At 47.1% G+C, this 26,848-nt stretch carries 17 protein-coding genes, 4 tRNA genes and 6 rRNA genes; 19 read left to right on the top strand and 8 right to left on the bottom strand.

What is annotated here, in order from left to right; genetic code table 11:
* Positions 1-21 precede the first annotated feature (21 nt).
* From Vt282_RS00215 to Vt282_RS00230, 4 genes are read left to right on the top strand one after another with little or no spacing between them, the layout of a single operon-like run.
* Positions 22-1,080, top strand: coding sequence for a LysM peptidoglycan-binding domain-containing protein (locus tag Vt282_RS00215; protein ID WP_232055071.1), 1,059 nt, complete (start codon positions 22-24; stop codon positions 1,078-1,080).
* Entirely contained in the window at positions 1,073-2,188 is a 1,116-nt protein-coding gene (gene dprA, locus Vt282_RS00220; protein ID WP_162062262.1) for a DNA-processing protein DprA, read from the top strand. Before Vt282_RS00215 ends, dprA begins: the two co-directional genes overlap by 8 nt.
* A gap of 2 nt (positions 2,189-2,190) precedes the next feature.
* Entirely contained in the window at positions 2,191-2,667 is a 477-nt protein-coding gene (locus Vt282_RS00225) for a DUF494 family protein (protein ID WP_162047466.1), read from the top strand.
* 14 nt (positions 2,668-2,681) lie between these two features.
* Positions 2,682-3,263: a DNA topoisomerase family protein gene (locus Vt282_RS00230; protein WP_162062263.1), complete on the top strand. Its 582-nt coding sequence runs from the start codon at positions 2,682-2,684 to the stop codon at positions 3,261-3,263.
* A gap of 55 nt (positions 3,264-3,318) precedes the next feature.
* On the opposite strand, the gene Vt282_RS00235 is transcribed toward Vt282_RS00230, so the two are convergent.
* Both Vt282_RS00235 and purE read right to left on the bottom strand, forming a co-directional pair.
* Positions 3,319-4,452, bottom strand: a complete 1,134-nt coding sequence (locus Vt282_RS00235) for a 5-(carboxyamino)imidazole ribonucleotide synthase (RefSeq protein ID WP_162063647.1) — start codon at positions 4,450-4,452, stop codon at positions 3,319-3,321.
* A 3-nt stretch (positions 4,453-4,455) separates the two neighbouring features.
* Positions 4,456-4,941, bottom strand: a complete 486-nt coding sequence (gene purE / locus Vt282_RS00240; protein WP_162062264.1) for a 5-(carboxyamino)imidazole ribonucleotide mutase — start codon at positions 4,939-4,941, stop codon at positions 4,456-4,458.
* A gap of 194 nt (positions 4,942-5,135) precedes the next feature.
* Between purE and tsaC the strand changes: the two genes are divergently transcribed.
* From tsaC to Vt282_RS00260, 4 genes are all read left to right on the top strand, one after another.
* A complete protein-coding gene (gene tsaC, locus Vt282_RS00245) occupies positions 5,136-5,693 on the top strand; it encodes an L-threonylcarbamoyladenylate synthase type 1 TsaC (protein ID WP_162062265.1) in 558 nt (185 codons plus the stop codon).
* A 14-nt stretch (positions 5,694-5,707) separates the two neighbouring features.
* Positions 5,708-6,628, top strand: a complete 921-nt coding sequence (gene hemF / locus Vt282_RS00250; RefSeq protein WP_162062266.1) for an oxygen-dependent coproporphyrinogen oxidase — start codon at positions 5,708-5,710, stop codon at positions 6,626-6,628.
* Between the two features lie 69 nt (positions 6,629-6,697).
* Complete coding sequence (gene aroE / locus Vt282_RS00255; RefSeq protein WP_162062267.1) at positions 6,698-7,531, top strand: shikimate dehydrogenase; 834 nt, start codon at positions 6,698-6,700, stop codon at positions 7,529-7,531.
* Entirely contained in the window at positions 7,531-7,794 is a 264-nt protein-coding gene (locus tag Vt282_RS00260; RefSeq protein WP_162062268.1) for a DUF1488 family protein, read from the top strand. The genes aroE and Vt282_RS00260 overlap by 1 nt, the downstream gene beginning before the upstream one ends.
* Here Vt282_RS00260 and Vt282_RS00265 read toward each other — a convergent pair.
* On the bottom strand, positions 7,784-8,335 hold the full coding sequence (locus Vt282_RS00265) for a gamma carbonic anhydrase family protein (protein ID WP_162062269.1): 552 nt from the start codon (positions 8,333-8,335) through the stop codon (positions 7,784-7,786). The genes Vt282_RS00260 and Vt282_RS00265 overlap by 11 nt on opposite strands.
* A 506-nt stretch (positions 8,336-8,841) precedes the next feature.
* Between Vt282_RS00265 and Vt282_RS00270 the strand changes: the two genes are divergently transcribed.
* The 11 genes from Vt282_RS00270 (at position 8,842) to pdxY (ending at position 20,451) form a co-directional block, all read left to right on the top strand.
* Positions 8,842-10,378, top strand: a 16S ribosomal RNA gene (locus Vt282_RS00270).
* A gap of 151 nt (positions 10,379-10,529) precedes the next feature.
* Positions 10,530-10,602: transfer RNA gene (locus tag Vt282_RS00275), tRNA-Lys, on the top strand.
* A 109-nt stretch (positions 10,603-10,711) separates the two neighbouring features.
* Positions 10,712-13,519, top strand: a 23S ribosomal RNA gene (locus Vt282_RS00280).
* An 88-nt stretch (positions 13,520-13,607) separates the two neighbouring features.
* Positions 13,608-13,723, top strand: a 5S ribosomal RNA gene (rrf, locus tag Vt282_RS00285).
* Between the two features lie 310 nt (positions 13,724-14,033).
* Positions 14,034-15,572, top strand: a 16S ribosomal RNA gene (locus tag Vt282_RS00290).
* 145 nt (positions 15,573-15,717) lie between these two features.
* Positions 15,718-15,785, top strand: a tRNA-OTHER gene (locus Vt282_RS00295).
* A gap of 22 nt (positions 15,786-15,807) precedes the next feature.
* A tRNA-Val gene (locus Vt282_RS00300) sits at positions 15,808-15,881 on the top strand.
* 291 nt (positions 15,882-16,172) lie between these two features.
* A 23S ribosomal RNA gene (locus tag Vt282_RS00305) occupies positions 16,173-18,975 on the top strand.
* Positions 18,976-19,060: 85 nt separating this feature from the next.
* Positions 19,061-19,169 (top strand): 5S ribosomal RNA (gene rrf, locus Vt282_RS00310).
* The 16S, 23S and 5S rRNA genes sit together here with 4 tRNA genes alongside, the layout of an rRNA operon.
* Positions 19,170-19,254: 85 nt before the next feature.
* Positions 19,255-19,345: transfer RNA gene (locus Vt282_RS00315), tRNA-Ser, on the top strand.
* Between the two features lie 251 nt (positions 19,346-19,596).
* Positions 19,597-20,451, top strand: coding sequence for a pyridoxal kinase PdxY (gene pdxY, locus Vt282_RS00320; protein WP_162047457.1), 855 nt, complete (start codon positions 19,597-19,599; stop codon positions 20,449-20,451).
* Positions 20,452-20,544: 93 nt separating this feature from the next.
* Here the strand turns inward: pdxY and add are convergent, their stop codons facing one another.
* The 5 genes from add to glnA form a co-directional block, all read right to left on the bottom strand.
* Positions 20,545-21,546, bottom strand: a complete 1,002-nt coding sequence (gene add / locus Vt282_RS00325) for an adenosine deaminase (protein WP_162062270.1) — start codon at positions 21,544-21,546, stop codon at positions 20,545-20,547.
* Between the two features lie 150 nt (positions 21,547-21,696).
* Positions 21,697-23,100 carry a nitrogen regulation protein NR(I) gene (gene glnG, locus Vt282_RS00330; protein WP_162062271.1) on the bottom strand — a complete coding sequence of 468 codons (1,404 nt, stop codon included), beginning with the start codon at positions 23,098-23,100 and terminating at the stop codon, positions 21,697-21,699.
* 27 nt (positions 23,101-23,127) lie between these two features.
* A complete protein-coding gene (gene glnL, locus Vt282_RS00335; RefSeq protein WP_162047454.1) occupies positions 23,128-24,177 on the bottom strand; it encodes a nitrogen regulation protein NR(II) in 1,050 nt (349 codons plus the stop codon).
* Between the two features lie 122 nt (positions 24,178-24,299).
* Positions 24,300-24,875: a DUF4124 domain-containing protein gene (locus tag Vt282_RS00340; protein WP_162062272.1), complete on the bottom strand. Its 576-nt coding sequence runs from the start codon at positions 24,873-24,875 to the stop codon at positions 24,300-24,302.
* Between the two features lie 104 nt (positions 24,876-24,979).
* The gene (gene glnA, locus Vt282_RS00345) at positions 24,980-26,389 is read right to left on the bottom strand and encodes a glutamate--ammonia ligase (protein ID WP_162047452.1); all 1,410 of its coding nucleotides are present in this window, start codon (positions 26,387-26,389) and stop codon (positions 24,980-24,982) included.
* Between the last annotated feature and the right edge of the window lie 459 nt (positions 26,390-26,848).

The raw sequence follows: 26,848 nt of genomic DNA on the forward strand, positions 1-26,848 counted from the left end.
TATGAACATAAGGATTCCGTTATGAATCGGATTATTACTAGGTCATTACTTGTTTTTGTTAGCACAATCTTACCTTCGCTTTCTTTTGCCGAGTCGACTCTGGCAATTAAAGCGGATGCCCCCAAAACATACACGGTAGTTAAAGGGGATACGCTTTGGGATATCTCTGCGATGTATCTTGATAGTCCATGGTTGTGGCCAAGATTGTGGCAAGCGAATGACTATATTGAGAACCCACACCTTATCTATCCGGGTGATAAACTAAATTTGATTTGGCTCGATGGTAAGCCTGTCTTAACTCTTAAACCTATGGTGCGCTTAGGTCCTAAAGTGCGCGTGCAAAATAAAGAAGCCGTGACGGCGATGGCTGATTCATTATTGCTACCCTATTTAGAATTTAACCGCTTAGTCAGTGATGATGACCTAAAGCATGCGATTCGAGTTCTAGGTTCTAGCAATGGCAACAAATACCTTTCTGCGGATGCGTTGCTTTATATCAGTGGTCAGCATAAACAAACTGACTGGGGTATCTTCCACCCAGAGCAAAGTTTTACCCGCGACAATCGTAAAGTAACGGTGCTTAAACAAGTCGCATGGGCAGAGTTGAAGTCTACTGGAACGGATACGACCGGGTTACAGGTGACTAAGCAGTTGCAGGAAATTATGGTAGATGACATTGCATTGCCACTCGCAGATAAAAATGTCACAGAATCCAGTTTGATTTTCTATCCTCAGCCAGCCCCAAGCGATATGGAAGTGAAGATCCTGGGCTCGATTGAAGGTACTCAATACGTTGCTGAGAATCAGGTGTTGGTTATCGACCGAGGTGCTAGCGATGGTTTAGTGCAGGGCAGTACCTTCTCGTTATTTGAGCAAGGCAATGCAGTGCGCTCTATCGATGGTCAATCAAGTCAGGTTAAACAAGCGGCTGAAAGTAAAATACAATTGCCTGATTACCAAATTGGTAGTTTGATGGTGATTCGTGATTACGACTTTTTCAGTTTAGCGATTATCACCGAGAGCCTACAACCAATAGGCCAGAAAACGTTAGTAAGAGCGCCAGTGGCGGTTAATGAGTAATGCAGCATTAGTCGCTTGGCTAACCTTATATTCCGTTCCTCGTTTAGGAATTAAGGGCTTACAAAAGTTATTGGCAAAAGCGTCTCCTGAGCAAATCGTTGCTTGGGAGACGATGCAGTTGCAGGCATCCGGCCTGACAGCTGCACAAGTGAAGGCGATAACCCATCCGAACCAACGTTATTTAGAGAGTTGCCTACAATGGCAAGCTCAATCCCCTCACCATCATATTTTGACGCTAGACGATTCGAGATACCCATTTCGTTTAAAACAGATTCCTGATCCGCCACCGTTACTTTTTGTACAAGGAGATCCGAGCAAGTTAAGTCTGCCGCAAGTTGCAATGGTGGGTAGTCGTCATGCATCAATTGATGGGCTAAATAGCGCTCAATATTTTGCCGCTGCGATTGCAGAGCAAGGGTTGGTGGTGACTAGCGGTTTAGCGCTGGGTGTTGATGGACATGCTCATGATGGTGCGCTTAAGGCCGGCGGCGATACTTTAGCTGTTTTAGGCTGCGGTCTTAATACGATTTATCCGGCTCGACATCGACAACTTGCCACGCGCATTGAGCAGCAAGGCGCACTTATTTCTGAGTTTCCGCCTGATATCCTTCCGAAAGCCGCCAATTTTCCACGCCGTAATCGTATTATTAGCGGCCTCTCTTTAGCCGTATTAGTCGTGGAGGCGACCGAAAAAAGTGGCTCGTTGATTACCGCCCGTTTTGCAGCGGAACACGGCCGAGATGTCTTTGCATTACCTGGCTCGATTCATACGCCTCAAGCCAGAGGTTGTAATCAGTTGATCAAGCAAGGCGCCTGTTTGGTACAAACCCCGCAGGATATATTTGATGAAATAGATAGCCTAATTCGCTGGTCTGATTCGTATATAGCTTCAGAGCAAAATCAAAATTTGCTGACAAAAGAAACGAAAGAACAATTGCCATTTGCCGAGCTTCTAGCTAATTTAGGCACAAAAGTGACACCTGTTGATATTCTTGCTCAAAGGACCAATATTCCTGTGCAAGAAGTCATGATGCAGCTTTTAGAGCTTGAGCTCTCTGGGCATGTTGTTGCGGTTTCCGGTGGCTATATTCGTAATGGGAGGGGCTAGCTATGATGATGGATATCCTTATGTATCTATTTGAAACTTACATCCATAGCGATGCTGAGTTACAGGTCAATCAAGATGAGTTAGAAGATGAATTGCTTCGTGCTGGTTTTGATCAAAAAGACATTTACAAAGCCCTTGTCTGGTTAGAAGAGCTGGCGAATCTACAACAAGGTGAGCTTGATTCTGCGATCTCAGTCAGTGGTATGGCTTCTACTCGAATCTACACCGATCAAGAGATGAATCGTCTTGATATTGAGTGTCGTGGTTTCCTGATGTTCTTAGAACAAGTCAGCGTACTAACCACTGAAACGCGTGAAATGGTGATTGACCGTGTGATGGGGTTAGAAACGGATGAGTTTGAACTCGACGATTTAAAATGGATCGTCTTAATGGTGCTATTTAATGTGCCGGGCAATGAAAATGCCTACACGCTTATGGAAGAGCTATTGTACACCAAAGAGCAAGGTATTCTTCACTAAGCGTTTTTCAAGCTATGAGTCATAAAATCGACCCTCAATTATTTTCAGCTCAAGGTCATGCGCTTGAGCATCAAGCGTGCCCACAATGTGCCAAAGCTCAGCGTGATGGTGAATTACAGTTGCGTCATGGTAAGCATGGTCCGTTTCTCGGTTGCAGTTTGTACCCTGAATGCGATTACATTAAGCCACTGCACCAAAATGATGGCCATATCATCAAAGAACTCGGTGTGCCTTGCCCCGAATGCGGCAATGAATTGGTATTGCGCCAAGGTCGCTACGGTATGTTTATTGGTTGTAGTGATTATCCACAATGCCACCATATCGAGTCTCTTGAGCAAACTGAGCCAGAAGCATGTGAACATGTGGCGTGTCCGGAATGTGCAAAAGGTCATTTAGTTGAGCGTAAAACCCGCTTCGGTAAGCTGTTCTATGCCTGCGATAACTATCCTAAATGTAAGTTCGCCGTCAATCAGGTGCCAGTTATCGGTAAGTGCCAACAGTGTGGCTATCCATTATTGGTGGAGAAAAAGTTAGCCAGCGGTGTGAAGTTGCAATGCGCTGATCGCAAATGTCATCATACTCAAGATGATGAATAATCAAAAAAGCGGCTTCCATCAGCCGCTTTTGTTTTATTACTTGAGTCTATTGCTATTACTGTGCGTACTTTTTGGCAAATTCATGAATGGCTGGAAATGCTTCGGCATCTAATACTGACGCGAGCGCACAAAGTCTACGTTGTAGTTCACCACTATAGCCGCCGCAAACATTGATGTGACCCATCTTACGTCCCGCACGTTTTTCCTTGCCGTACCAATGAATATGACATCCCGGCATGGAAAGAATCGCATCGGGTAGCGTGTCTTCACCAAGAATGTTGACCATTGCGGTTTCACGGACTAATTGCGTTCCACCCAGTGGTAGACCACATACAGCACGTAAATGGTTTTCAAATTGACAGGTTTCTGCGCCTTGCTGCGTCCAATGTCCGGAGTTGTGCACGCGTGGTGCAATCTCGTTGACCAGCAGTTGACCATCAAGATCAAAAAATTCGAGAGCCAATACACCCACATAGTTAAGGCTTTCTGCCACGGCGCTGAACATTTGCTGTGCTTGTTCTTGTAACGCAGGATCGGCAATGGCTGTTGATAAGCTCAGTACGCCATTGGTGTGAACGTTTTCCGCAAGTGGATACACTGCAATTGCGCCATCTTTGCCACGAGCACCGACAAGCGAGACTTCACGTTGAAATGGAATAAACTCTTCCGCCACAATCGCTTGGTTATCGCTATCTGCAATGCATTGCGCCATTTGCTGCCAGATTTCATCGATTTGGCTTGACTCTTTGAGTCGCCATTGGCCCTTTCCATCGTATCCGCCAAGGGCACTTTTCAGCACCATTGGCATACCCACGTACTCAATGGCTTGAGTAAAATCTTCACGGGTCGTGACCACTGCGTATTTGGCGTTGCGTACCCCAGCGTTGTCCAACAAAGCTTTTTCTAGACGACGGTCACCACCTGCCTTGATTGCCTGAGTCGATGGAAGGAACTTGCCACTTTTTTCACACACCTCAAGGATAGGGTGGGGAATGTGTTCGAACTCTGCAGTAATAACGTCAGCGTGCTCAATCGCATTTTCTAATCCGTGCCCAATCACCGCTTGAGTAAGTGGGTGAACAATATTGCCACTGGTAACATCGTAGGCCGAAATTTCAATATTCAGTGGTGCTCCCGCCAAGGACATCATACGTGCTAATTGTCCGGCACCTAGAACCAATACATGCATCATTTACTCCTCGGCTGGATCTGAGTTCTCAAGTACGGTTTCGGTTTGTTGAGCACGGAACGCTTCCACTTTCGCCATCACTTGTTGATCGTGAATGCCGATGATTTGCGCCGCTAAAATACCGGCATTTGCTGCACCGGCTTCACCAATAGCTAGCGTGCCAACTGCAATCCCTTTTGGCATCTGCACGATAGAAAGTAACGAGTCCATACCTTTGAGCGCACGTGACTGCACGGGTACCCCAAGCACCGGCAAGCTAGTGAAAGCGGCTGCCATACCTGGCAAGTGCGCTGCACCACCGGCTCCAGCGATAATCACACTCAGGCCACGCTCTTTCGCACTGGTGGCGTATTCAGCAAGAAGTTGAGGAGTGCGGTGAGCCGAAACCACTTTGGTTTCATAGCTAACCCCAAATGTGTCGAGCATTTCTGCTGCGAGTTTCATGGTAGGCCAATCTGATTTAGAACCCATGATAATACCGACTTTCATCTCAAACTCCTTGAACTTGCTTGTTGGGTGAGCAACTGAATTTGAGCGCATTATACGAGTATTTTTACCTCAAGCAAACGTTTGCGTGGGTAAAAGGTAAATGAAATACTTTATAAATAAATTGCTTTAGTCACCAAGGCGGAATGTTAGTACACTGAACAAAAATGTTAATGAAAAAGCGAAAGGAAATTGGAGTGAATAACTTCGAGCAAGCTCTAAGCGCATTACAGCAAGGAGAAGTGATTGCATACCCAACAGAAGGTGTCTTTGGTGTGGGGTGCGATCCTGATAATGCCCAAGCGATTCAGAAATTACTGGAACTCAAACAGCGTCCGGTAGAAAAAGGTCTCATACTTATTGCAGCTAGCTATGAGCAATTACTGCCTTACATTGATGAATCGCAGTTAACCATTGAACAACTAGAGACAGTGAAAGCCACCTGGCCGGGTCCTTACACTTGGATTATGCCAGCCAGCAATAAAGTCTCTAATTGGGTTTCTGGTCAATTTGATTCGATAGCGGTACGAGTGACCGATCACCCATTGGTACAGCAAATGTGCCAAGCCTTTGGCAAACCGTTGACGTCGACCAGTGCCAATTTAACCGGCTTACCACCATGTATGACCACCGAAGAAGTCGAAGCACAACTGGGCGATCAGTTAGTGGCGATTTTACGTGGTGAAACCAGTGGCCGTGACAAACCAAGCGAAATTCGTGACGCCAAAACCCTAGCAGTATTAAGACAAGGATAATAAAGGAAGCGAACATGCCAACATCAGTAGATAAACAAGCGGTAAAACAATTTTTAATGACGTTGCAAGATGAGATCTGTAGCCAATTAGAAAAAGTTGATGGCAAAGCGAGTTTTGAAGAAGATGCGTGGCAGCGTCAAAGAAGTGGGCGTCTTGCTGGTGGTGGTCGAACTCGCGTGATGACCAATGGTGCGGCGTTTGAACAAGGTGGGGTTAATTTCTCCCATGTAACCGGTGAAGAGATGCCTGCTTCAGCCACGGCGCATCGCCCGGAATTGGCTGGCCGTCGCTTTGAAGCGATGGGCGTATCACTAGTGATGCATCCGCATAACCCTTATGTACCTACCTCTCATGCTAATGTTCGTTTCTTTATTGCCGAAAAAGAAGGCGAAGAGCCGATTTGGTGGTTTGGTGGCGGCTTTGACCTCACGCCTTTCTATCCGTTTGAACAAGATTGTGTTGATTGGCACCAGAGCGCAAAAACATTGTGTGCGCCATTTGGTGATCAAGTGTATGCAGAGCATAAAGCATGGTGCGACAAATATTTCTATCTACCACACCGCAATGAGACACGGGGTGTCGGTGGTCTGTTCTTTGATGATCTCAATCAATGGGGGTTTGAACAGAGCTTTGCTTATATGCAAGCTGTCGGTCGAGGTTTTACCGAGGCCTATTTGCCTATTGTTGAGCGTCGCAAAACCACGGCTTATGGCATGCGTGAGCGCCAATTCCAGCTTTACCGCCGTGGGCGTTATGTTGAATTCAATCTTGTCTTTGACCGAGGCACCTTATTCGGTTTGCAAAGCGGTGGGCGTACTGAATCAATTTTGATGTCGATGCCACCGATGGCTCGTTGGGAATATGGTTATCAACCTGAGCCTGGTTCTGCGGAAGCAGAGTTGTACGAGCATTACCTCAAACCAAGAGAGTGGTAACACTTTCTTCACCATGTAGATAGTGATAGGGTCATTATATGACCCTATTTTGTTTCTGGTAATAAGGATATGACTCAGCACATCGACCGCTATGCGGTATTCGGTAACCCCATTGGTCACAGTAAATCGCCCTTTATACATACTTTGTTTGCTCGCCAAACCGGTCAAGCCTTAACTTACGCAGCAGAGCTTGCGCCAGTCGATGGGTTTACCCAAGCGGCAGAAGCGTTTTTCGCTCAAGGTGGGCGAGGCTGTAATATTACTGTGCCGTTTAAAGAAGAGGCGTTTCGTTTTGCCGACAAACTGACAGAGCGAGCAGAACTAGCGGGTGCGGTGAATACCCTGAAAAAGCTTGATGATGGCATTATTATTGGTGATAACACCGATGGTGCCGGCTTAGTCCTTGACTTGCTCAACTATCAAGTGCCTTTAGAAAGTGCTCGCATCCTGATTATTGGGGCTGGTGGTGCAACGCGCGGTGTGATTAAGCCTTTATTGGATCAAAAACCTCAGCAACTGGTGATTGCCAACCGTACTCAAAGCAAAGCACAACAATTGGCAGAGATGTTTGCATCATTTGGTCCGGTTCAAGCTTGCGAGATGGAGCAAGTGTCGGAAAGCTTTGATGTGGTGATCAACGCCACGTCGGCAAGCTTAAGTGGTGAGTTACCCGCTATCTCTTCCACTATATTTACGCCAAGCACCATTGTCTATGACATGATGTATGGCAAAGGGCGTACCGCTTTCAATCAATGGGCGCTCGAGCAAGGTGTGGCTCAAGCTTATGATGGATTGGGTATGCTGGTGAGCCAAGCGGCAGAGAGCTTTATGTTGTGGCGTGGCCTTAGACCGGGCACAAAACAGATTTTGCGTGAATTAAGAAAGAACCTAGAAGGTATGTAATGAATCAATCGATTCTATTTCCCGATATCCAGTCTTGGGACGAAGAGTTATCGGCAGTGAAGTTTCCCGCACAGCAATCGGGCGCTTTGATTGAATGTGTAGCGCCGCTCAGTTACTTGAGTCAGTTTGGTGAGCAAGTGACAAACGCAGAACAGGCACTGGCAGTATTTAATGCCAATCGATTTGAAATTGAAGAACTGGCTGAACAACTCATTGAAGATGAAGAATACAACCAGCTCGGAATGATTGAACTTAACAGTTAATGTCTTTTACCTGTTCTAGGTAGTCATTTTTGTTTTGCACATAATTATTGGCTGACTTTAAGAGAAAGGCGCGTTCTTGCTCACTGAGCGGGCGCGCTTGTTTCACCGGACTGCCCACGTAAAGATAACCACTCTCTAATATTTTACCTGGCGGTACTAAACTACCTGCACCGATCATCACTTCTTCTTCTATTACTGCACCATCAAGCACAATGGTACCCATCCCAACTAATACCCGATCTTTAATCATGCAGCCATGCAGCATGACTTTGTGTCCGATAGTGACATTATTACCAATAATCAATGGATAGCCATTTGGGTTCGCTTCATTTTTATGCGTGACGTGCAATACGCTGCCATCTTGAATGTTGGTGCGAGCCCCGATGTGAATATGGTTTACATCGCCGCGAGCAGCAACCAACGGCCAAATACTCGAATCTTCACCAATTTTTATATCACCGACTAAAACTGAGCTACTATCTATATAGACGCCGTGACCAATAATAGGAGAGATACCTTTATAACTGCGTAAACAACTCATTTTTGTCCCTCGATACATATCTAACCCTGAATATAGCTGCATTTTCCTATAGAAAAGTGGAAAAAATAGGCGTTTGTGATTATAAAGTGCGCAAGTGACAAAAAAATCAAAAAAAATGGCAAAAAGGGCTTGCCAATGTGACGGTGATCTCTATAATGCGCCCTCGTTGACACGGCAAAGCTTCGAAAGAAACGAGAGCCGAGTTAGCAAGGTTACTTAGCCAAGCCAAGCGCTTGAAAGAAAGTTTGAAAAAAGTGGTTGACACTAAACTTTATCTCGCTAAAATGACCGCCTCTTCCGAAGTGATGTGAGTCACAAAGAAGAACGCTCTTTAACAATATAAACCTATCAATCTGTGTGGGCACTCGTTGATGATAATCCAATTAGAAGCTTAGGCTTCAAATTGATTTCAATGAACTGAGTGACCAATTCGATACTTAGTATCGGCACAGTCAATTCAACATTACTATGTAATGTAATCAGTATTCATTGAGTCACAAAATCTTAAATTGAAGAGTTTGATCATGGCTCAGATTGAACGCTGGCGGCAGGCCTAACACATGCAAGTCGAGCGGCAGCGACAACATTGAACCTTCGGGGGATTTGTTGGGCGGCGAGCGGCGGACGGGTGAGTAATGCCTAGGAAATTGCCCTGATGTGGGGGATAACCATTGGAAACGATGGCTAATACCGCATGATGCCTACGGGCCAAAGAGGGGGACCTTCGGGCCTCTCGCGTCAGGATATGCCTAGGTGGGATTAGCTAGTTGGTGAGGTGGGCTCACCAAGGCGACGATCCTAGCTGGTCTGAGAGGATGATCAGCCACACTGGAACTGAGACACGGTCCAGACTCCTACGGGAGGCAGCAGTGGGAATATTGCACAATGGGCGCAAGCCTGATGCAGCCATGCCGCGTGTATGAAGAAGGCCTTCGGGTTGTAAAGTACTTTCAGTCGTGAGGAAGGTTCATGCGTTAATAGCGTATGGATTTGACGTTAGCGACAGAAGAAGCACCGGCTAACTCCGTGCCAGCAGCCGCGGTAATACGGAGGTGCGAGCGTTAATCGGAATTACTGGGCGTAAAGCGCATGCAGGTGGTTAGTTAAGTCAGATGTGAAAGCCCGGGGCTCAACCTCGGAATTGCATTTGAAACTGGCTGACTAGAGTACTGTAGAGGGGGGTAGAATTTCAGGTGTAGCGGTGAAATGCGTAGAGATCTGAAGGAATACCGGTGGCGAAGGCGGCCCCCTGGACAGATACTGACACTCAGATGCGAAAGCGTGGGGAGCAAACAGGATTAGATACCCTGGTAGTCCACGCCGTAAACGATGTCTACTTGAGGTTGTGGCCTTGAGCCGTGGCTTTCGGAGCTAACGCGTTAAGTAGACCGCCTGGGGAGTACGGTCGCAAGATTAAAACTCAAATGAATTGACGGGGGCCCGCACAAGCGGTGGAGCATGTGGTTTAATTCGATGCAACGCGAAGAACCTTACCTACTCTTGACATCCATAGAACTTAGCAGAGATGCTTTGGTGCCTTCGGGAACTATGAGACAGGTGCTGCATGGCTGTCGTCAGCTCGTGTTGTGAAATGTTGGGTTAAGTCCCGCAACGAGCGCAACCCTTATCCTTGTTTGCCAGCGAGTAATGTCGGGAACCCAGGGAGACTGCCGGTGATAAACCGGAGGAAGGTGGGGACGACGTCAAGTCATCATGGCCCTTACGAGTAGGGCTACACGTGCTACAATGGCGTATACAGAGGGCTGCCAACTCGCGAGTGAGCGAATCCCAAAAGTACGTCGTAGTCCGGATTGAGTCTGCAACTCGACTCCATGAAGTCGGAATCGCTAGTAATCGTGGATCAGAATGCCACGGTGAATACGTTCCTGGCCTTGTACACACCGCCCGTCACACCATGGGAGTGGGCTGCAAAGAAGTGGGTAGTTTAACCTTCGGAGGACGCTCACCACTTTGTGGTTCATGACTGGGGTGAAGTCGTAACAAGGTAGCGCTAGGGGAACCTGGCGCTGGATCACCTCCTTATACGATGATTATCGTGATGAGTGTCCACAGATTGATGGTTTATAAAGTAGAGAAGATTTCCAAAATCTTCAAATCCAGTTCCCGGTTCGTCTAGAGGCAGGACACCGCCCTTTCACGGCGGTAACAGGGTTCAACTCTACAGGATACCATTGGGTCTTAGCTCAGTTGGTAGAGCAGTTGACTTTTAATCAATTGGTCAGGTTCGAATCCTGCACGACCCACCATTCTTCTCACAAGAATTAAAACCATGGGCGATTAGCTCATTGGAGCACCTGCCTTGCAAGGGTCACTGGAGCCTGTATCGCCCACCATTTCTAAGAATTTTTGATAGAATCAAAACCACTGAAATGTACGTGGTTAGATTTTGCCCCAGTCTTTAAAAAGTACTTCCTAGTGAAGAAACTAGCCTTCAATTTGGAAAGCTGACAAAACAATAATTTATTGTTGTTTCAAAGTTCTCAAAGTACATTTATGAATACAACGTAAAAACACATTCAAGGGAACTGAATTTAAGTCCCTGAAACAGAAATCGAACCGAGAAACCGAAAGTTAAGTGAAAGAATGGACATCAACCGAAAGCTTTACAAAGCGTTAGACGAAGGTCTGGAAAGTCCGCGTGGGGTGAAAGTCCCGTAGATACGATGTGACGTTCAGTGAAGTTCAAGTAGGGCAGAAACGTGTTATCCTGTCTGAATATGGGGGACCATCCTCCAAGGCTAAACCTACTGACTGACCGATAGTGAACCAGTACCGTGAGGGAAAGGCGAAAAGAACCCTGTGAGGTGAAATAGAACCTGAAACCGTGTACGTACAAGCAGTAGGAGCAGGCTTTGTCCTGTGACTGCGTACCTTTGTATAATGGGTCAGCGACTTATATTCAGTGGCAAGGTTAACCATCTAGGGAGCCGTAGGGAAACCGAGTCTTAACTGGGCGTTCAGTCTCTGGATATAGACCCGAAACCAGGATCTAGCCATGGGCAGGTTGAAGGTTGAGTAACATCAACTGGAGGACCGAACCGACTAATGTTGAAAAATTAGCGGATGACTTGTGGCTAGGTGAAAGGCCAATCAAACCTGGAGATAGCTGGTTCTCCCGAAAGCTATTTAGGTAGCGCCTCGGACGAATACTACTGGGGTAGAGCACTGTTAAGGCTAGGGTCATCCCGACTTACCAACCCTTTGCAAACCCGAATACCAGTAAGTACTATCCGGGAGACACACGGCGGGTGCTCCGTCGTGGAGGGGAAACAACCCAGACCGCCAGCTAAGGTCCCAAATTATAGCTAAGTGGGAAACGATGTGGGAAGGCTTAGACAGCTAGGATGTTGGCTTAGAAGCAGCCATCATTTAAAGAAAGCGTAATAGCTCACTAGTCGAGTCGGCCTGCGCGGAAGATGTAACGGGCTAAGCTATAAACCGAAGCTGCGGCAATAACTTTTAGTTATTGGGTAGGGAGCGTTCTGTAAGCCGTTGAAGGTGTGTTGTAAAGCATGCTGGAGGTATCAGAAGTGCGAATGCTGACATGAGTAACGATAAAGGGGTGAAAACCTCCTCGCCGGAAGACCAAGGGTTCCTGTCCAACGTTAATCGGGGCAGGTAAGTCGACCCTAAGGCGAGGCCGAAAGGCGTAGTCGATGGGAAACGGGTTAATATTCCCGTACTTCTTACAATTGCGATGGGGACGGAGAAGGCTAGGTGGGCCTGGCGACGGTTGTCCAGGTTCAAGTGCGTAGGCTTAAGAGTTAGGTAAATCCGGCTCTTTTAAGGCTGAGACACGACGTCGAGCTACTACGGTAGTGAAGTCATTGATGCCATGCTTCCAGGAAAAGCCTCTAAGCTTCAGATTGTAAGGAATCACCCCAAACCGACACAGGTGGTCGGGTAGAGAATACCAAGGCGCTTGAGAGAACTCGGGTGAAGGAACTAGGCAAAATGGTACCGTAACTTCGGGAGAAGGTACGCTCTTGACGGTGAAGTCCCTCGCGGATGGAGCTATTGAGAGTCGCAGATACCAGGTGGCTGCAACTGTTTATTAAAAACACAGCACTGTGCAAAATCGTAAGATGACGTATACGGTGTGACGCCTGCCCGGTGCCGGAAGGTTAATTGATGGGGTTAGACTTCGGTCGAAGCTCTTGATCGAAGCCCCGGTAAACGGCGGCCGTAACTATAACGGTCCTAAGGTAGCGAAATTCCTTGTCGGGTAAGTTCCGACCTGCACGAATGGCGTAATGATGGCCACGCTGTCTCCACCCGAGACTCAGTGAAATTGAAATCGCTGTGAAGATGCAGTGTACCCGCGGCTAGACGGAAAGACCCCGTGAACCTTTACTGCAGCTTGGCACTGAACATTGACCCTACATGTGGGATAGGTGGGAGGCTTTGAAGCAAGTACGCCAGTATTTGTGGAGCCGTCCTTGAAATACCACCCTTGTAGTGTTGATGTTCTAACGTCGACCCCTAATCGGGGTTACGGACAGTGCCTGGTGGGTAGTTTGACTGGGGCGGTCTCCCCAAAGAGTAACGGAGGAGCACGAAGGTGGGCTAATCACGGTTGGACATCGTGAGGTTAGTGCAATGGCATAAGCCCGCTTAACTGCGAGAATGACGGTTCGAGCAGGAAAGCAGGTCATAGTGATCCGGTGGTTCTGAATGGAAGGGCCATCGCTCAACGGATAAAGGTACCCGGGGATAACAGGCTGATACCGCCCAAGAGTTCATATCGACGGCGGTGTTTGGCACCTCGATGTCGGCTCATCACATCCTGGGGCTGAAGTCGGTCCCAAGGGTATGGCTGTTCGCCATTTAAAGTGGTACGCGAGCTGGGTTTAGAACGTCGTGAGACAGTTCGGTCCCTATCTGCCGTGGGCGTTGGAGAATTGAAAGGGCTGCTCCTAGTACGAGAGGACCGTGGACGAACCTCTGGTGTTCGGGTTGTGTCGCCAGACGCATTGCCCGGTAGCTAAGTTCGGAATCGATAACCGCTGAAAGCATCTAAGCGGGAAGCGAGCCTTGAGATGAGTTCTCCCTGATACTTTAAGTATCCTAAAGGGTTGTCGGAGACTACGACGTTGATAGGTCAGGTGTGTAAGTGCTGTGAGGCATTGAGCTAACTGATACTAATTGCCCGTGAGGCTTAACCATACAACACCCAAGGGGTTTTGATGGACTCAAACTAGAACATTGAATGTGTAAGAACTGAAAACAGCTTTCCGAATTAAAGAATTCGCTTGGCGACCATAGCGATTTGGACCCACCTGATTCCATGCCGAACTCAGAAGTGAAACGAATTAGCGCCGATGGTAGTGTGGGGCTTCCCCATGTGAGAGTAGGACATCGCCAGGCTTTATTTCGCACTTGCTTATTTAACAAGCAAGTCACCATAAAGTTTTAAGAAAACTTAGAATTTTATGTTGACTTTCAAAGTGGGAAGCGTATTATACGCACCTCGCTGAGATGCTAAGGCATTGAAAGCAAAGCTCTTTAACAATATAAACCTATCAATCTGTGGGCACTCGTTGATGATAATCCAATTAGAAGCTTAGGCTTCAAATTGATTTCAATGAACTGAGTGACCAATTCGATACTAGTATCGGCACAGTCAATTCAACATTACTATGTAATGTAATCAGTATTCATTGAGTCACAAAATCTTAAATTGAAGAGTTTGATCATGGCTCAGATTGAACGCTGGCGGCAGGCCTAACACATGCAAGTCGAGCGGCAGCGACAACATTGAACCTTCGGGGGATTTGTTGGGCGGCGAGCGGCGGACGGGTGAGTAATGCCTAGGAAATTGCCCTGATGTGGGGATAACCATTGGAAACGATGGCTAATACCGCATGATGCCTACGGGCCAAAGGGGGACCTTCGGGCCTCGCGTCAGGATATGCCTAGGTGGGATTAGCTAGTTGGTGAGGTAAGGGCTCACCAAGGCGACGATCCCTAGCTGGTCTGAGAGGATGATCAGCCACACTGGAACTGAGACACGGTCCAGACTCCTACGGGAGGCAGCAGTGGGGAATATTGCACAATGGGCGCAAGCCTGATGCAGCCATGCCGCGTGTATGAAGAAGGCCTTCGGGTTGTAAAGTACTTTCAGTCGTGAGGAAGGTTCATGCGTTAATAGCGTATGGATTTGACGTTAGCGACAGAAGAAGCACCGGCTAACTCCGTGCCAGCAGCCGCGGTAATACGGAGGGTGCGAGCGTTAATCGGAATTACTGGGCGTAAAGCGCATGCAGGTGGTTAGTTAAGTCAGATGTGAAAGCCGGGGCTCAACCTCGGAATTGCATTTGAAACTGGCTGACTAGAGTACTGTAGGGGGTAGAATTTCAGGTGTAGCGGTGAAATGCGTAGAGATCTGAAGGAATACCGGTGGCGAAGGCGGCCCCCTGGACAGATACTGACACTCAGATGCGAAAGCGTGGGGAGCAAACAGGATTAGATACCCTGGTAGTCCACGCCGTAAACGATGTCTACTTGGAGGTTGTGGCCTTGAGCCGTGGCTTTCGGAGCTAACGCGTTAAGTAGACCGCCTGGGGAGTACGGTCGCAAGATTAAAACTCAAATGAATTGACGGGGGCCCGCACAAGCGGTGGAGCATGTGGTTTAATTCGATGCAACGCGAAGAACCTTACCTACTCTTGACATCCATAGAACTTAGCAGAGATGCTTTGGTGCCTTCGGGAACTATGAGACAGGTGCTGCATGGCTGTCGTCAGCTCGTGTTGTGAAATGTTGGGTTAAGTCCCGCAACGAGCGCAACCCTTATCCTTGTTTGCCAGCGAGTAATGTCGGGAACCCAGGGAGACTGCCGGTGATAAACCGGAGGAAGGTGGGGACGACGTCAAGTCATCATGGCCCTTACGAGTAGGGCTACACGTGCTACAATGGCGTATACAGAGGGCTGCCAACTCGCGAGAGTGAGCGAATCCCAAAAAGTACGTCGTAGTCCGGATTGGAGTCTGCAACTCGACTCCATGAAGTCGGAATCGCTAGTAATCGTGGATCAGAATGCCACGGTGAATACGTTCCCGGGCCTTGTACACACCGCCCGTCACACCATGGGAGTGGGCTGCAAAAGAAGTGGGTAGTTTAACCTTCGAGGACGCTCACCACTTTGTGGTTCATGACTGGGGTGAAGTCGTAACAAGGTAGCGCTAGGGGAACCTGGCGCTGGATCACCCTTATACGATGATTATCGTGATGAGTGTCCACACAGATTGATGGTTTATAAAGTAAGAGAATGAAGATTTCCCAAAATCTTCAAATCAGTCCGTTCGTCTAGAGGTTGACAGCCCTTTCAGCGGTAACAGTTCGACCTACGGGATACCATTGGGTCGAGCTCAGTTGGTGAGCAGTTGACTAATCAATTGGTCAGGTTCGAATCCTGCACGACCCACCATTCTTCACAAGATTAAACTATGGGGCTTAGCTCAGTTGGGAGAGCACCTGCCTTACAAGCAGGGGGTCACTGGTTCGAGCCCGGTATCGCCCACCATTCTCTAAGAATTTTTGGATAGGAATTCCAAACCATAGAAATGTACTGGTTAGGTTTTGAAAGTCTTTAAAAATGTTTCGAAGAAACAAGCTCTTTAACAATTTGAAAGCTGACAAAACAACAATTTATTGTTGTTTGTAAAGTTCTCAAAGTATTCATTTATGAATACAACTAAAACACATTCAAGTGTTCTTGGAATTTGAGTCCGGCAAAATCGAGTCTGCATCATGTATAAAATTGCAGACAACTTTGGTGATTTGATTATCAACTCGAAACTCCTTCGGGTTGTATGGTTAAGTGACTAAGCGTACACGGTGGATGCCTTGGCAGTCAGAGGCGATGAAGGACGTATTAACTTGCGATAAGCCCAGATTAGGCAGTAAAGCCACTTGAGTCTGGGATTTCCGAATGGGGAAACCCACATAAGTATCGTTACGTGAATACATAGCGTAACGAGGCGAACCGGGGGAACTGAAACATCTAAGTACCCCGAGGAAAAGAAATCAACCGAGATTCCGAAAGTAGCGGCGAGCGAAATTGGACTAGCCCTTAAGCTTTACACGCGTTAGACGAACGGTCTGGAAAGTCCGACGATACAGGGTGATAGTCCCGTAGTTGACGATGTGTGTTCAGTGAAATCGAGTAGGGCGGGACACGTGTTATCCTGTCTGAATATGGGGGGACCATCCTCCAAGGCTAAATACTACTGACTGACCGATAGTGAACCAGTACCGTGAGGGAAAGGCGAAAAGAACCCCTGTGAGGGGAGTGAAATAGAACCTGAAACCGTGTACGTACAAGCAGTAGGAGCAGGCTTTGTCCTGTGACTGCGTACCTTTTGTATAATGGGTCAGCGACTTATATTCAGTGGCAAGGTTAACCATCTAGGGGAGCCGTAGGGAAACCGAGTCTTAACTGGGCGTTCAGTCTCTGGATATAGACCCGAAACCAGGTGATCTAGCCATGGGCAGGTTGAAGGTTGAGTAACATCAACTGGAGGACCGAACCGACTAATGTTGAAAAGATAGCTCTCCCTGGCCTATTTAGGTAGCGCCTCGGACGAATACTACTGGGGTAGAGCACTGTTAAGGCTAGGGGTCATCCCGACTTACCAACCCTTGCAAACCCGAATACCAGTAAGTACTATCCGGGAGACACACGGGTGCTAACGTCCGTCGGAGAGGGAAACAACCCAGACCGCCAGCTAAGGTCCCAAATTATAGCTAAGTGGGAAACGATGTGGGAAGGCTTAGACAGCTAGGATGTTGGCTTAGAAGCAGCCATCATTTAAAGAAAGCGTAATAGCTCACTAGTCGAGTCGGCCTGCGCGGAAGATGTAACGGGGCTAAGCTATAAACCGAAGCTGCGGCAATAACTTTTAGTTATTGGGTAGGGGAGCGTTCTGTAAGCCGTTGAAGGTGTGTTGTAAAGCATGCTGGAGGTATCAGAAGTGCGAATGCTGACATGAGTAACGATAAAGGGGTGAAAACCTCGCCGGAAGACCAAGGGTTCCTGTCCAACGTTAATCGGGCAGGGTAAGTCGACCCTGGCGAGGCCGAAAGGCGTAGTCGATGGGAAACGGGTTAATATTCCCGTACTTCTTACAATTGCGATGGGGGGACGGAGAAGGCTAGGTGGGCCTGGCGACGGTTGTCCAGGTTCAAGTGCGTAGGCTTAAGAGTTAGGTAAATCCGGCTCTTTTTAAGGCTGAGACACGACGTCGAGCTACTACGGTAGTGAAGTCATTGATGCCATGCTTCCAGGAAAAGCCTCTAAGCTTCAGATTGTAAGGAATCGTACCCCAAACCGACACAGGTGGTCGGGTAGAGAATACCAAGGCGCTTGAGAGAACTCGGGTGAAGGAACTAGGCAAAATGGTACCGTAACTTCGGGAGAAGGTACGCTCTTGACGGTGAAGTCCCTCGCGGATGGAGCTATTGAGAGTCGCAGATACCAGGTGGCTGCAACTGTTTATTAAAACACAGCACTGTGCAAAATCGTAAGATGACGTATACGGTGTGACGCCTGCCCGGTGCCGGAAGGTTAATTGATGGGGTTAGACTTCGGTCGAAGCTCTTGATCGAAGCCCGGTAAACGGCGGCCGTAACTATAACGGTCCTAAGGTAGCGAAATTCCTTGTCGGGTAAGTTCCGACCTGCACGAATGGCGTAATGATGGCCACGCTGTCTCCACCCGAGACTCAGTGAAATTGAAATCGCTGTGAAGATGCAGTGTACCCGCGGCTAGACGGAAAGACCCCGTGAACCTTTACTACAGCTTGGCACTGAACATTGACCCTACATGTGTAGGATAGGTGGAGGCTTTGAAGCAAGTACGCCAGTATTTGTGGAGCCGTCCTTGAAATACCACCCTGTAGTGTTGATGTTCTAACGTCGACCCCTAATCGGGGTTACGGACAGTGCCTGGTGGTAGTTTGACTGGGGCGGTCTCCTCCCAAAGAGTAACGGAGGAGCACGAAGGTGGGCTAATCACGGTTGGACATCGTGAGGTTAGTGCAATGGCATAAGCCCGCTTAACTGCGAGAATGACGGTTCGAGCAGGTGCGAAAGCAGGTCATAGTGATCCGGTGGTTCTGAATGGAAGGGCCATCGCTCAACGGATAAAAGGTACTCCGGGGATAACAGGCTGATACCGCCCAAGAGTTCATATCGACGGCGGTGTTTGGCACCTCGATGTCGGCTCATCACATCCTGGGGCTGAAGTCGGTCCCAAGGGTATGGCTGTTCGCCATTTAAAGTGGTACGCGAGCTGGGTTTAGAACGTCGTGAGACAGTTCGGTCCCTATCTGCCGTGGGCGTTGGAGAATTGAAAGGGGCTGCTCCTAGTACGAGAGGACCGGAGTGGACGAACCTCTGGTGTTCGGGTTGTGTCGCCAGACGCATTGCCCGGTAGCTAAGTTCGGAATCGATAACCGCTGAAAGCATCTAAGCGGGAAGCGAGCCTTGAGATGAGTTCTCCTGATACTTTAAGTATCCTAAAGGGTTGTCGGAGACTACGACGTTGATAGGTCAGGTGTGTAAGTGCTGTGAGGCATTGAGCTAACTGATACTAATTGCCCGTGAGGCTTAACCATACAACACCCAAGGGGTTTTGATGGACTCAAACTAGAACATTGAATGTGTAAGAACTGAAAACAGCTTTCCGAATTAAAGAATTTGCTTGGCGACCATAGCGATTTGGACCCACCTGATTCCATGCCGAACTCAGAAGTGAAACGAATTAGCGCCGATGGTAGTGTGGGCTTCCCAGAGTAGGACATCGCCAGGCTTTAATTAAACTTTTAGATGTAATCTAAGAGTAAAACTAGAATCTAGCATCATTAGTGTAAGACTATATTTTAGTAACAATTTGTGGAGAGATGGCTGAGTGGTTGAAAGCACCGGTCTTGAAAACCGGCATACGTTAATAGCGTATCTAGGGTTCAAATCCCTATCTCTCCGCCACTATTAAAAAAGCCCGCTACTTAGTAGCGGGCTTTTTGCTATATGCCCAATATAAACTTTGAGTTTTGTATCTTTTCTCGATGTATCTAATCATGTGACTATTGAACTCCGTTCTCGTAGAAGCGTTTTGTAGGTGCATTAATGAGTGCGTTAGGATTGCGTAACAAGACATCCGCGTTAAAACTCAAATATATGTATTAAATGGATTGTTAGACTGCTTGTTGGCAGTGTTTTTATATAAGAGGTTGTGTATGCGCGGTGTGATTTCGGTTCAAAGCCACGTAGTGTATGGTCATGCAGGCAACAGTTCTGCTGTTTTTCCAATGCAACGTATGGGATTTGAAGTGTTTCCTATCCATACGGTTCAATTTTCTAATCATACTCAGTATGCAGAAGGCTGGACTGGTCATGCTTTCCCTGCTTCAGATATTGAGCAGTTGACGCAAGGCCTTGCTAACATTGGTGCGCTTGCACAATGTGATGCTGTCGTTTCTGGTTACCAAGGCAGTGTTGAGCAGTGCCACGCAATTGTCGATCTCGTTAAACAGTTAAAACAACACAACCCTGCAGCTCTGTATGTTTGCGACCCAGTAATGGGTGCACCAGATAAAGGCTGTATTGTTAGCGACGGTATTGCAGAGCAACTGCTGAACACCTTAATGCCAATGGCGGACGTGATTGTGCCAAACCAGTTTGAATTGAGCCAATTCGCAGGTATGGAAATTAACTGTATGGAAGACGCAGTTAAAGCATGTAAAAAAGCACTCACCATGGGACCAAAGATTGTCTTGGTTAAGCACCTTTACTCGGTATCAGATAAGTTCACTATGATGCTGGCGTTTGAAGACCAATGCTATATTGCTCAACGCCCACAGCTGGATTTTGCTAAATCGTTGGTGGGTGTTGGTGATTTGATTTCGTCTCTGTTTACTGCCGGCTTAATGAAACAGTGGCCAGTGACTGAGGCTTTCAAACATTGTAATGAAGCGGCCTATGCGGTGGTTAAGAAGACTTTTGAGCTAGGTGAGTGGGAGTTGCAAACTATTGCTGCTCAAGATGAGATTGTGGCGCCACAAGAGCGATTTGACCTACAGCCTGTCGCTTAAACTTTGCAGCTATAAGCTGAACAAAGGAAGCACAATAAAAAAGCCGATACTCAGTATCGGCTTTTGTGTATTGAAGGCTGACTTTATTTGCCATTAACGATTGGCGACTTTGTCTTTTAACGCTTGTTTTTCACCTTCTGAGATGAAAGCTAGGTCCAAACCATTGATCTGCGCCTGGCGAATCTGCGCTGGCGTCAAACCCGCTAGAGGTGCTGCGACTTCGTATTCGTGTGGCAGTTCAATACCTTCTACTGCTGGGTCATCAGTATTGATGCACGCCATTACACCATGCTCTAAGAACTGTTTTAGCGGATGATTGGCTAACGAGTCGACAGTGCTAGTTTGTACATTCGATGTTAAGCATGACTCAATGCCGATCTGGTTTTCAGCAAGGTAATCCATCAGTTTTGGATCGTGAATGGCTTTTACCCCATGGCCGATACGAGTAGCGCCTAGTTGTTGAATCGCCTGCCACATACTTTGTGCACCTGCAGCTTCACCCGCATGCACAGTGACGTTCAGGCCCGCATCCTTTACTTGCGCAAAGTGTTTTACAAATAGTTCGCCTGGTTGGCCTAATTCATCACCTGCTAGGTCTACAGCAACGATGCGGTCTTTCTGGCTCAGAATTGCATCGAGTTCTTTTTGGCAAGCATCAGTGCCAAACGTGCGGCTCATAATTCCGATCAGATTGGCTTTAATACCAAAATCACGCACACCGGCTGTAACGCCATCGACAACTGCTTCTACAACACCAGCGACAGGTAAGTTATGTTTCATTGCCATGTAGTAAGGAGAGAAGCGTAATTCCGCGTAGTCGATTTGTGCGCGAAGCGCATCTTCAACGTTTTCGTAAGCGACACGACGACAAGCATCGAGGTCACCTAGTACAGCGACGCCCCAATCAAGTTTTGACAGGAAGGCGACTAATGACGGCTCGGCTTCAACAATTTGTACGTGAGGGGTTAAGCCTGAAATATCATTGGCAGGTAAAGCGATGCCAAATTTTTGGCCTAATTCTAGAATGGTCTGGGTGCGAATGTTCCCATCTAGGTGGCGGTGTAGATCGGTGAGGGGCAAATTTTTAGTTATCATTATACTTAGCTCAATTTTGTGACTTGAGCTAAGTATATGAAGCAAATCATCGAGTGTCAGCTCAAGATCGGTGCTTATCATCGAGATATTGTTGCTTTAAGCTACATGTTAACCAAAAGTGTTGAGGAATTACTCAGGTCGAATATAAAGCTAATACAACTCTTTCAATTTACGGGTTAACGTATTTCGCCCCCATCCTAATACTTTCGCCGCATCTTGTTTATGGCCGTTCGTGTGCTCTAGCGCCACCTCTAGCAAAATGCGTTCAAACTCAGGCAACGCCTGGTTTAACAGCTCAGTATTGCCGTTATTTAATGCCTGCTTGGCCCAAGTGGTCAACTGCTCTTGCCATGTCGACTCCCCTAACAACTTCTGGTGAGTTTTCGTTTCAAGCAATTCGTGTGGTAGATCATTTGGTAACACTTCGCTACCACTTGCCATAACGGTAAGCCAGCGACAGATATTTTCCAATTGACGAACGTTTCCGGGCCACTCTAACTTTGATAGCGTTTCTATGGTGCTCGGATGCAAGGTTTTAACATCCACCGCTAGCTCTTCTGAGGCTAACTGTAAGAAATGCAGTGCCAGTTTTTCGATGTCTTGTCGTCTTTCTCGCAGCGCTGGAATATGAATACGAATTACATTAAGGCGATGGAATAAATCTTCACGAAAATCACCTTTATGCACTAGTTTCTCGAGATCTTGATGGGTAGCAGCAACGATTCGTACATCAACTCGAATTGGAGAATGTCCTCCGACTCGATAGAACTGGCCATCGGCAAGAACTCGTAATAAACGAGTTTGAATGTCTAAAGGCATGTCGCCAATTTCATCTAGAAACAATGTGCCACCATTGGCTTGTTCAAAGCGACCTTGGCGTACACTGTTGGCTCCGGTGAATGCGCCTTTTTCATGACCGAATAATTCCGATTCGATTAAATCTTTAGGTATCGCTGCCATATTCAGTGCAATAAAGGGATTTTTGGCACGAGGACTGTGGCGATGGAGAGCGTGAGCTACCAGTTCTTTACCGGTACCCGATTCGCCATTGATTAGAACCGAGATGGATGAACGAGACAGCCGCCCTATAGCGCGAAAGACTTCTTGCATCGCCGGTGCTTCACCAATGATTTCTGGCGTAGGCTCTAGGTGGTGTTCGTTTTTCGCCTGCTGTTGACGTTGCTCTTGATTGTGAGCGATGGCTCGCTCGACTAACGTTAATGTCTCATCTACATCAAATGGTTTCGGTAAATATTCAAAGGCACCTTGTTGGTAAGCGTTAACGGCAGCATCGAGATCGGAGTGTGCCGTCATAATAATCACTGGCAGTTCCGGCGCAAGTTGTGTCACTTGAGCGAGCAATTCAATCCCGTTCATACCTGGCATACGAATATCTGAAATTAAGACGTCTGGCGTTTCACGCTCCAGTGCCAATAGCACGCTTTCTGCATCAGTAAAGGTATCGCATTTTATGTTGGCAGAGGAAAGTGTCTTTTCCATTACCCAGCGAATGGAACTATCGTCATCTACGACCCAAACGTTGCCTTTACTCATACATAACTCCTCGTAGCCTTCATTTTTTTATTTTATTGGTAGATAGATGGTGAAGCAGGTATGACCCGGCCAGCTTTCTACATCGATTTTGCCATGGTGTTGATCGATTAAGTTTTGTGAAATCGACAGTCCTAGACCGGTACCACCTTCGCGCCCACTGACCATTGGATAAAACAGTGTATCTTGTAATTCGCTTGGAATACCCGGGCCATTGTCGATAACTTCAATGCGCGCAGCCAGCTTATGTCGTTGTCCATGGATATTGGCTTGATGCACTGTTCTGGTGCGGATGGTGATTTGCCCGTGCTCTTGCTTAGAAAGAATTTGCCCAGCGTTACTAATGATATTGAGCAGTGCTTGTTGTATCTGTTCTGCATCCATCATGATATCGGGCAGACTCGGATCATAATCTCGTTCAATGATGATCTGGTTGCCTACATCGAGTTCAACCAACTGACGGACCTTTTCAAGGATTAAGTGCAAATTCTCGCAGTTCTTAATGCCCGGTTTTTGTGGCCCGAGTAAGCGATCTACTAGCGAACGAAGTCGGTCTGCTTGCTCAATAATGATTTGCGTATATTCGGTCAGGGATTGATCCGGTAGCATGCGCTCGAGGAGCTGCGCTGCTCCGCGCAGACCACCAAGTGGATTTTTAATTTCATGGGCTAGTCCGCGCACCAGTAATTTGGCGGCTTGCTGTTGGGCATGCTGATTGAGCTCTTGTGATAAACGACGTTGTTGGTCAATTTTGCGCATTTCGATCAGCAGCAGTAATTCTTTTTGCCATGTAATTGGACTGACCGTTACTTCGAGCATTAGAGGGCGTCCATCGACAACAAAGGTGACGTCACTATCAGTGATGCTTTGACCGCTTTGTAGAGGCTGAGACAATAGCGCTAAATCGAGCGAAGCGTGTTGAATATGTTGGCTCAGTGGAGAGTCGATTAAGCGCTTGGCACTTTGCGAGAACAACTGTTCTGCGGAGGGATTAGCATAGCGAATCTGCAGCGATTCATTCATGATCAGAATCGCTGTGACTTGATGGTTTAAAATTGCTGTGTTTAGCTCGTTACTCACCCCAGATCTCCATTCCTACTTCGCCAAATAGATGTGGCGCACCATCTTGGTGCATTATGGCGAAGGAATGATGATTTCTCCATTCGAGAAATCAAATTTGGCGCATGAAACGAGCTATTTCACTAGTTGAGTACCGAAGCTCGCTTCAAATGCACGATAATACTGAGGGATGATGCAATTTGCTTGCCGCTTTCAGTTGCTCGAACCTGAATTCGATGGGTGCCTCGGTCTATATTCTTAAGCTCCCATTCAGTGTCAAGTTGAGGTGCATGGTAGGGCTTTTCATTGAGCCATAATTGCATTTGCTCACCGACGGTAAGATCTCGATTGAGATCAACTCGGACGATGAAGTTACCATTGTTGCTGCGAATGACTTCATCGTTTTTTGGCTCAACTAAACGGATTTCCAAAGGCTCTATGGCCTCTGAGAAAAAAGGTTCGTCAGCAATGTCGAGTGCCTCATCTTTCAGTTCAGTTTGCTCTTCGACTGATGGCTCTGGTTGTTGCGGCTCAGCTATCACTTCTGGTGCTGGTGAGGTTGCAACGTCAGGCAGTTCTAATGCCGTTGAGTTGTTATCAATTGGGGTATCGCTAAAATGTACTACACCATGTTTGTCGACCCAAGTGTAGATAGTTTGGGCGCTGCTCGACATGGTGACCAAAAAACACAACATTAGTAGTAGAATTAGTTTACTCATACCACCTCCAGGATAGTTCAGAAACTATTGTTTAATATAAAACTATCTTGGTTTCATGCATAAAAAGGCCACCTGCGAGGTGAGCCTGATTCTGATGTAACTTATTACACTGAGTAGTAAAGTTCAAACTCAAGTGGGTGAACAGCCATGTTCACTCGTTCTACATCTTGAGATTTCAGTGCGATGTATGAATCGATGAAATCATCAGAGAATACGCCGCCTGCAGTTAAGAACTCACGATCTTCGTCTAGTGCTTTTAGAGCCACTTCTAGAGACTCAGCCACTTTTGGAATCTCTGCTGCTTCTTCTGCTGGTAGGTCGTACAAGTCTTTATCCATTGCTTCGCCTGGATGGATCTTGTTCTTAATACCGTCAAGACCAGCCATTAGTAGAGAAGCAAACGCTAGGTATGGGTTTGCTGCTGGATCTGGGAAGCGAGCTTCGATACGACGTGCTTTCGGGCTTGGTACCACTGGGATACGGATAGACGCAGAACGGTTACGCGCTGAGTAAGCTAGCATTACTGGCGCTTCAAACCCTGGAACTAGACGCTTGTAAGAGTTAGTTGATGGGTTTGCAAATGCGTTGATAGCACGAGCGTGCTTGATGATACCGCCAATGTAGTAAAGCGCAGTTTCAGATAGACCGCCGTACTTGTCGCCAGCAAATAGGTTAACACCGTCTTTTGCTAGAGATTGGTGAACGTGCATGCCGCTGCCGTTATCGCCTACAAGTGGTTTAGGCATGAAGGTCGCTGTTTTGCCAAATGCGTGTGCAACGTTGTGTACCACGTATTTGTAGATTTGGATTTCGTCCGCTTTAGTGGTTAGCGTGTTGAAGCGAGTTGCGATTTCGTTTTGACCCGCCGTTGCCACTTCATGGTGGTGCGCTTCTACTACGAGGCCCATTTCTTCCATGATCAAACACATCGCTGAACGGATATCTTGAGATGAGTCAACCGGAGCAACTGGGAAGTAACCACCTTTAACACCTGGGCGGTGACCTTTGTTACCACCTTCAATTTCTGCGCCTGTGTTCCATGCTGCTTCTACGTCGTCAATCTTGAAGAAAGAACCAGACATATCGTTAGAGAACTTCACATCATCAAATAGGAAGAATTCTGGCTCTGGACCAACAAGAACAGTGTCTGCGATACCAGTCGCACGCATGTAGTCTTCTGCACGTTTAGCGATAGAGCGAGGGTCACGGTCGTAACCTTGCATTGTTGCAGGCTCAAGAATGTCACAACGAATATTGAGTGTTGCGTCTTCTGTAAATGGGTCAAGAACAGCTGAAGATGCGTCAGGCATCATCACCATATCTGATTCGTTGATACCTTTCCAGCCAGCCACTGAAGAACCGTCAAACATCTTACCTTCTTCGAAGAAGTCTGCGTCGATTTGGTGCGCAGGGATAGAGATGTGTTGCTCTTTACCTTTTGTATCAGTAAAGCGTAGGTCGACAAACTTAACTTCGTTTTCTTGGATCAGCGATAAAACGTTTTCTACTGACATCTTGGATAACCTCCAGTGTTATTAAAGCGGTTCTTAGCTCTACCTATTTAACGTCAACTTGCGTAATCGAAAAATTGAGCTACTAAAGTGTTGTTCTTCCTAAAGCTAAATCCGTGCCAACAAAAATAAACTTTTATTTTCATTGGTTTGCGTTATTTGCTTTCAAATAGGGTTATACATTTGCACCACATTGATCCTTTGTTGCACAAATTTGGTGCAAATTGGCATTAATGCACAATGTTGGAGCAAAAGTAGACTCCTCATTCAGCCGCTAATTGGCGAATAAGTCAACGATGACGATCGGTAAATAATGAGATCTATGGATTCTTCTTTGCTGAAAAATGCAGCAAATGATTAACAAATTTAGCTATGCTTAATAAAGAAGTGAGTTGTACAACACGAAAAACGCAAGCCAATGTCACCAGAATGGATGAAAAGCTCAGGGATAGATCACATATT

This window comes from Vibrio taketomensis (assembly GCF_009938165.1).
In the GTDB taxonomy this organism is placed as follows: domain Bacteria; phylum Pseudomonadota; class Gammaproteobacteria; order Enterobacterales; family Vibrionaceae; genus Vibrio; species Vibrio taketomensis.

What these genes read in the sequence shown, in the direction of transcription:
- Vt282_RS00235 (WP_162063647.1), bottom strand. Translation starts at nt 4,452, where the DNA reads ATGCATGTATTGGTTCTAGGTGCCGGACAATTAGCACGTATGATGTCC.
- dprA (WP_162062262.1), top strand. Translation starts at nt 1,073, where the DNA reads ATGAGTAATGCAGCATTAGTCGCTTGGCTAACCTTATATTCCGTTCCT.
- purE (WP_162062264.1), bottom strand. Translation starts at nt 4,941, where the DNA reads ATGAAAGTCGGTATTATCATGGGTTCTAAATCAGATTGGCCTACCATG.
- aroE (WP_162062267.1), top strand. Translation starts at nt 6,698, where the DNA reads ATGACTCAGCACATCGACCGCTATGCGGTATTCGGTAACCCCATTGGT.
- pdxY (WP_162047457.1), top strand. Translation starts at nt 19,597, where the DNA reads ATGCGCGGTGTGATTTCGGTTCAAAGCCACGTAGTGTATGGTCATGCA.
- glnA (WP_162047452.1), bottom strand. Translation starts at nt 26,389, where the DNA reads ATGTCAGTAGAAAACGTTTTATCGCTGATCCAAGAAAACGAAGTTAAG.
- Vt282_RS00225 (WP_162047466.1), top strand. Translation starts at nt 2,191, where the DNA reads ATGATGATGGATATCCTTATGTATCTATTTGAAACTTACATCCATAGC.
- Vt282_RS00260 (WP_162062268.1), top strand. Translation starts at nt 7,531, where the DNA reads ATGAATCAATCGATTCTATTTCCCGATATCCAGTCTTGGGACGAAGAG.
- add (WP_162062270.1), bottom strand. Translation starts at nt 21,546, where the DNA reads ATGATAACTAAAAATTTGCCCCTCACCGATCTACACCGCCACCTAGAT.
- Vt282_RS00215 (WP_232055071.1), top strand. Translation starts at nt 22, where the DNA reads ATGAATCGGATTATTACTAGGTCATTACTTGTTTTTGTTAGCACAATC.
- Vt282_RS00265 (WP_162062269.1), bottom strand. Translation starts at nt 8,335, where the DNA reads ATGAGTTGTTTACGCAGTTATAAAGGTATCTCTCCTATTATTGGTCAC.
- hemF (WP_162062266.1), top strand. Translation starts at nt 5,708, where the DNA reads ATGCCAACATCAGTAGATAAACAAGCGGTAAAACAATTTTTAATGACG.
- Vt282_RS00340 (WP_162062272.1), bottom strand. Translation starts at nt 24,875, where the DNA reads ATGAGTAAACTAATTCTACTACTAATGTTGTGTTTTTTGGTCACCATG.
- Vt282_RS00230 (WP_162062263.1), top strand. Translation starts at nt 2,682, where the DNA reads ATGAGTCATAAAATCGACCCTCAATTATTTTCAGCTCAAGGTCATGCG.
- glnG (WP_162062271.1), bottom strand. Translation starts at nt 23,100, where the DNA reads ATGAGTAAAGGCAACGTTTGGGTCGTAGATGACGATAGTTCCATTCGC.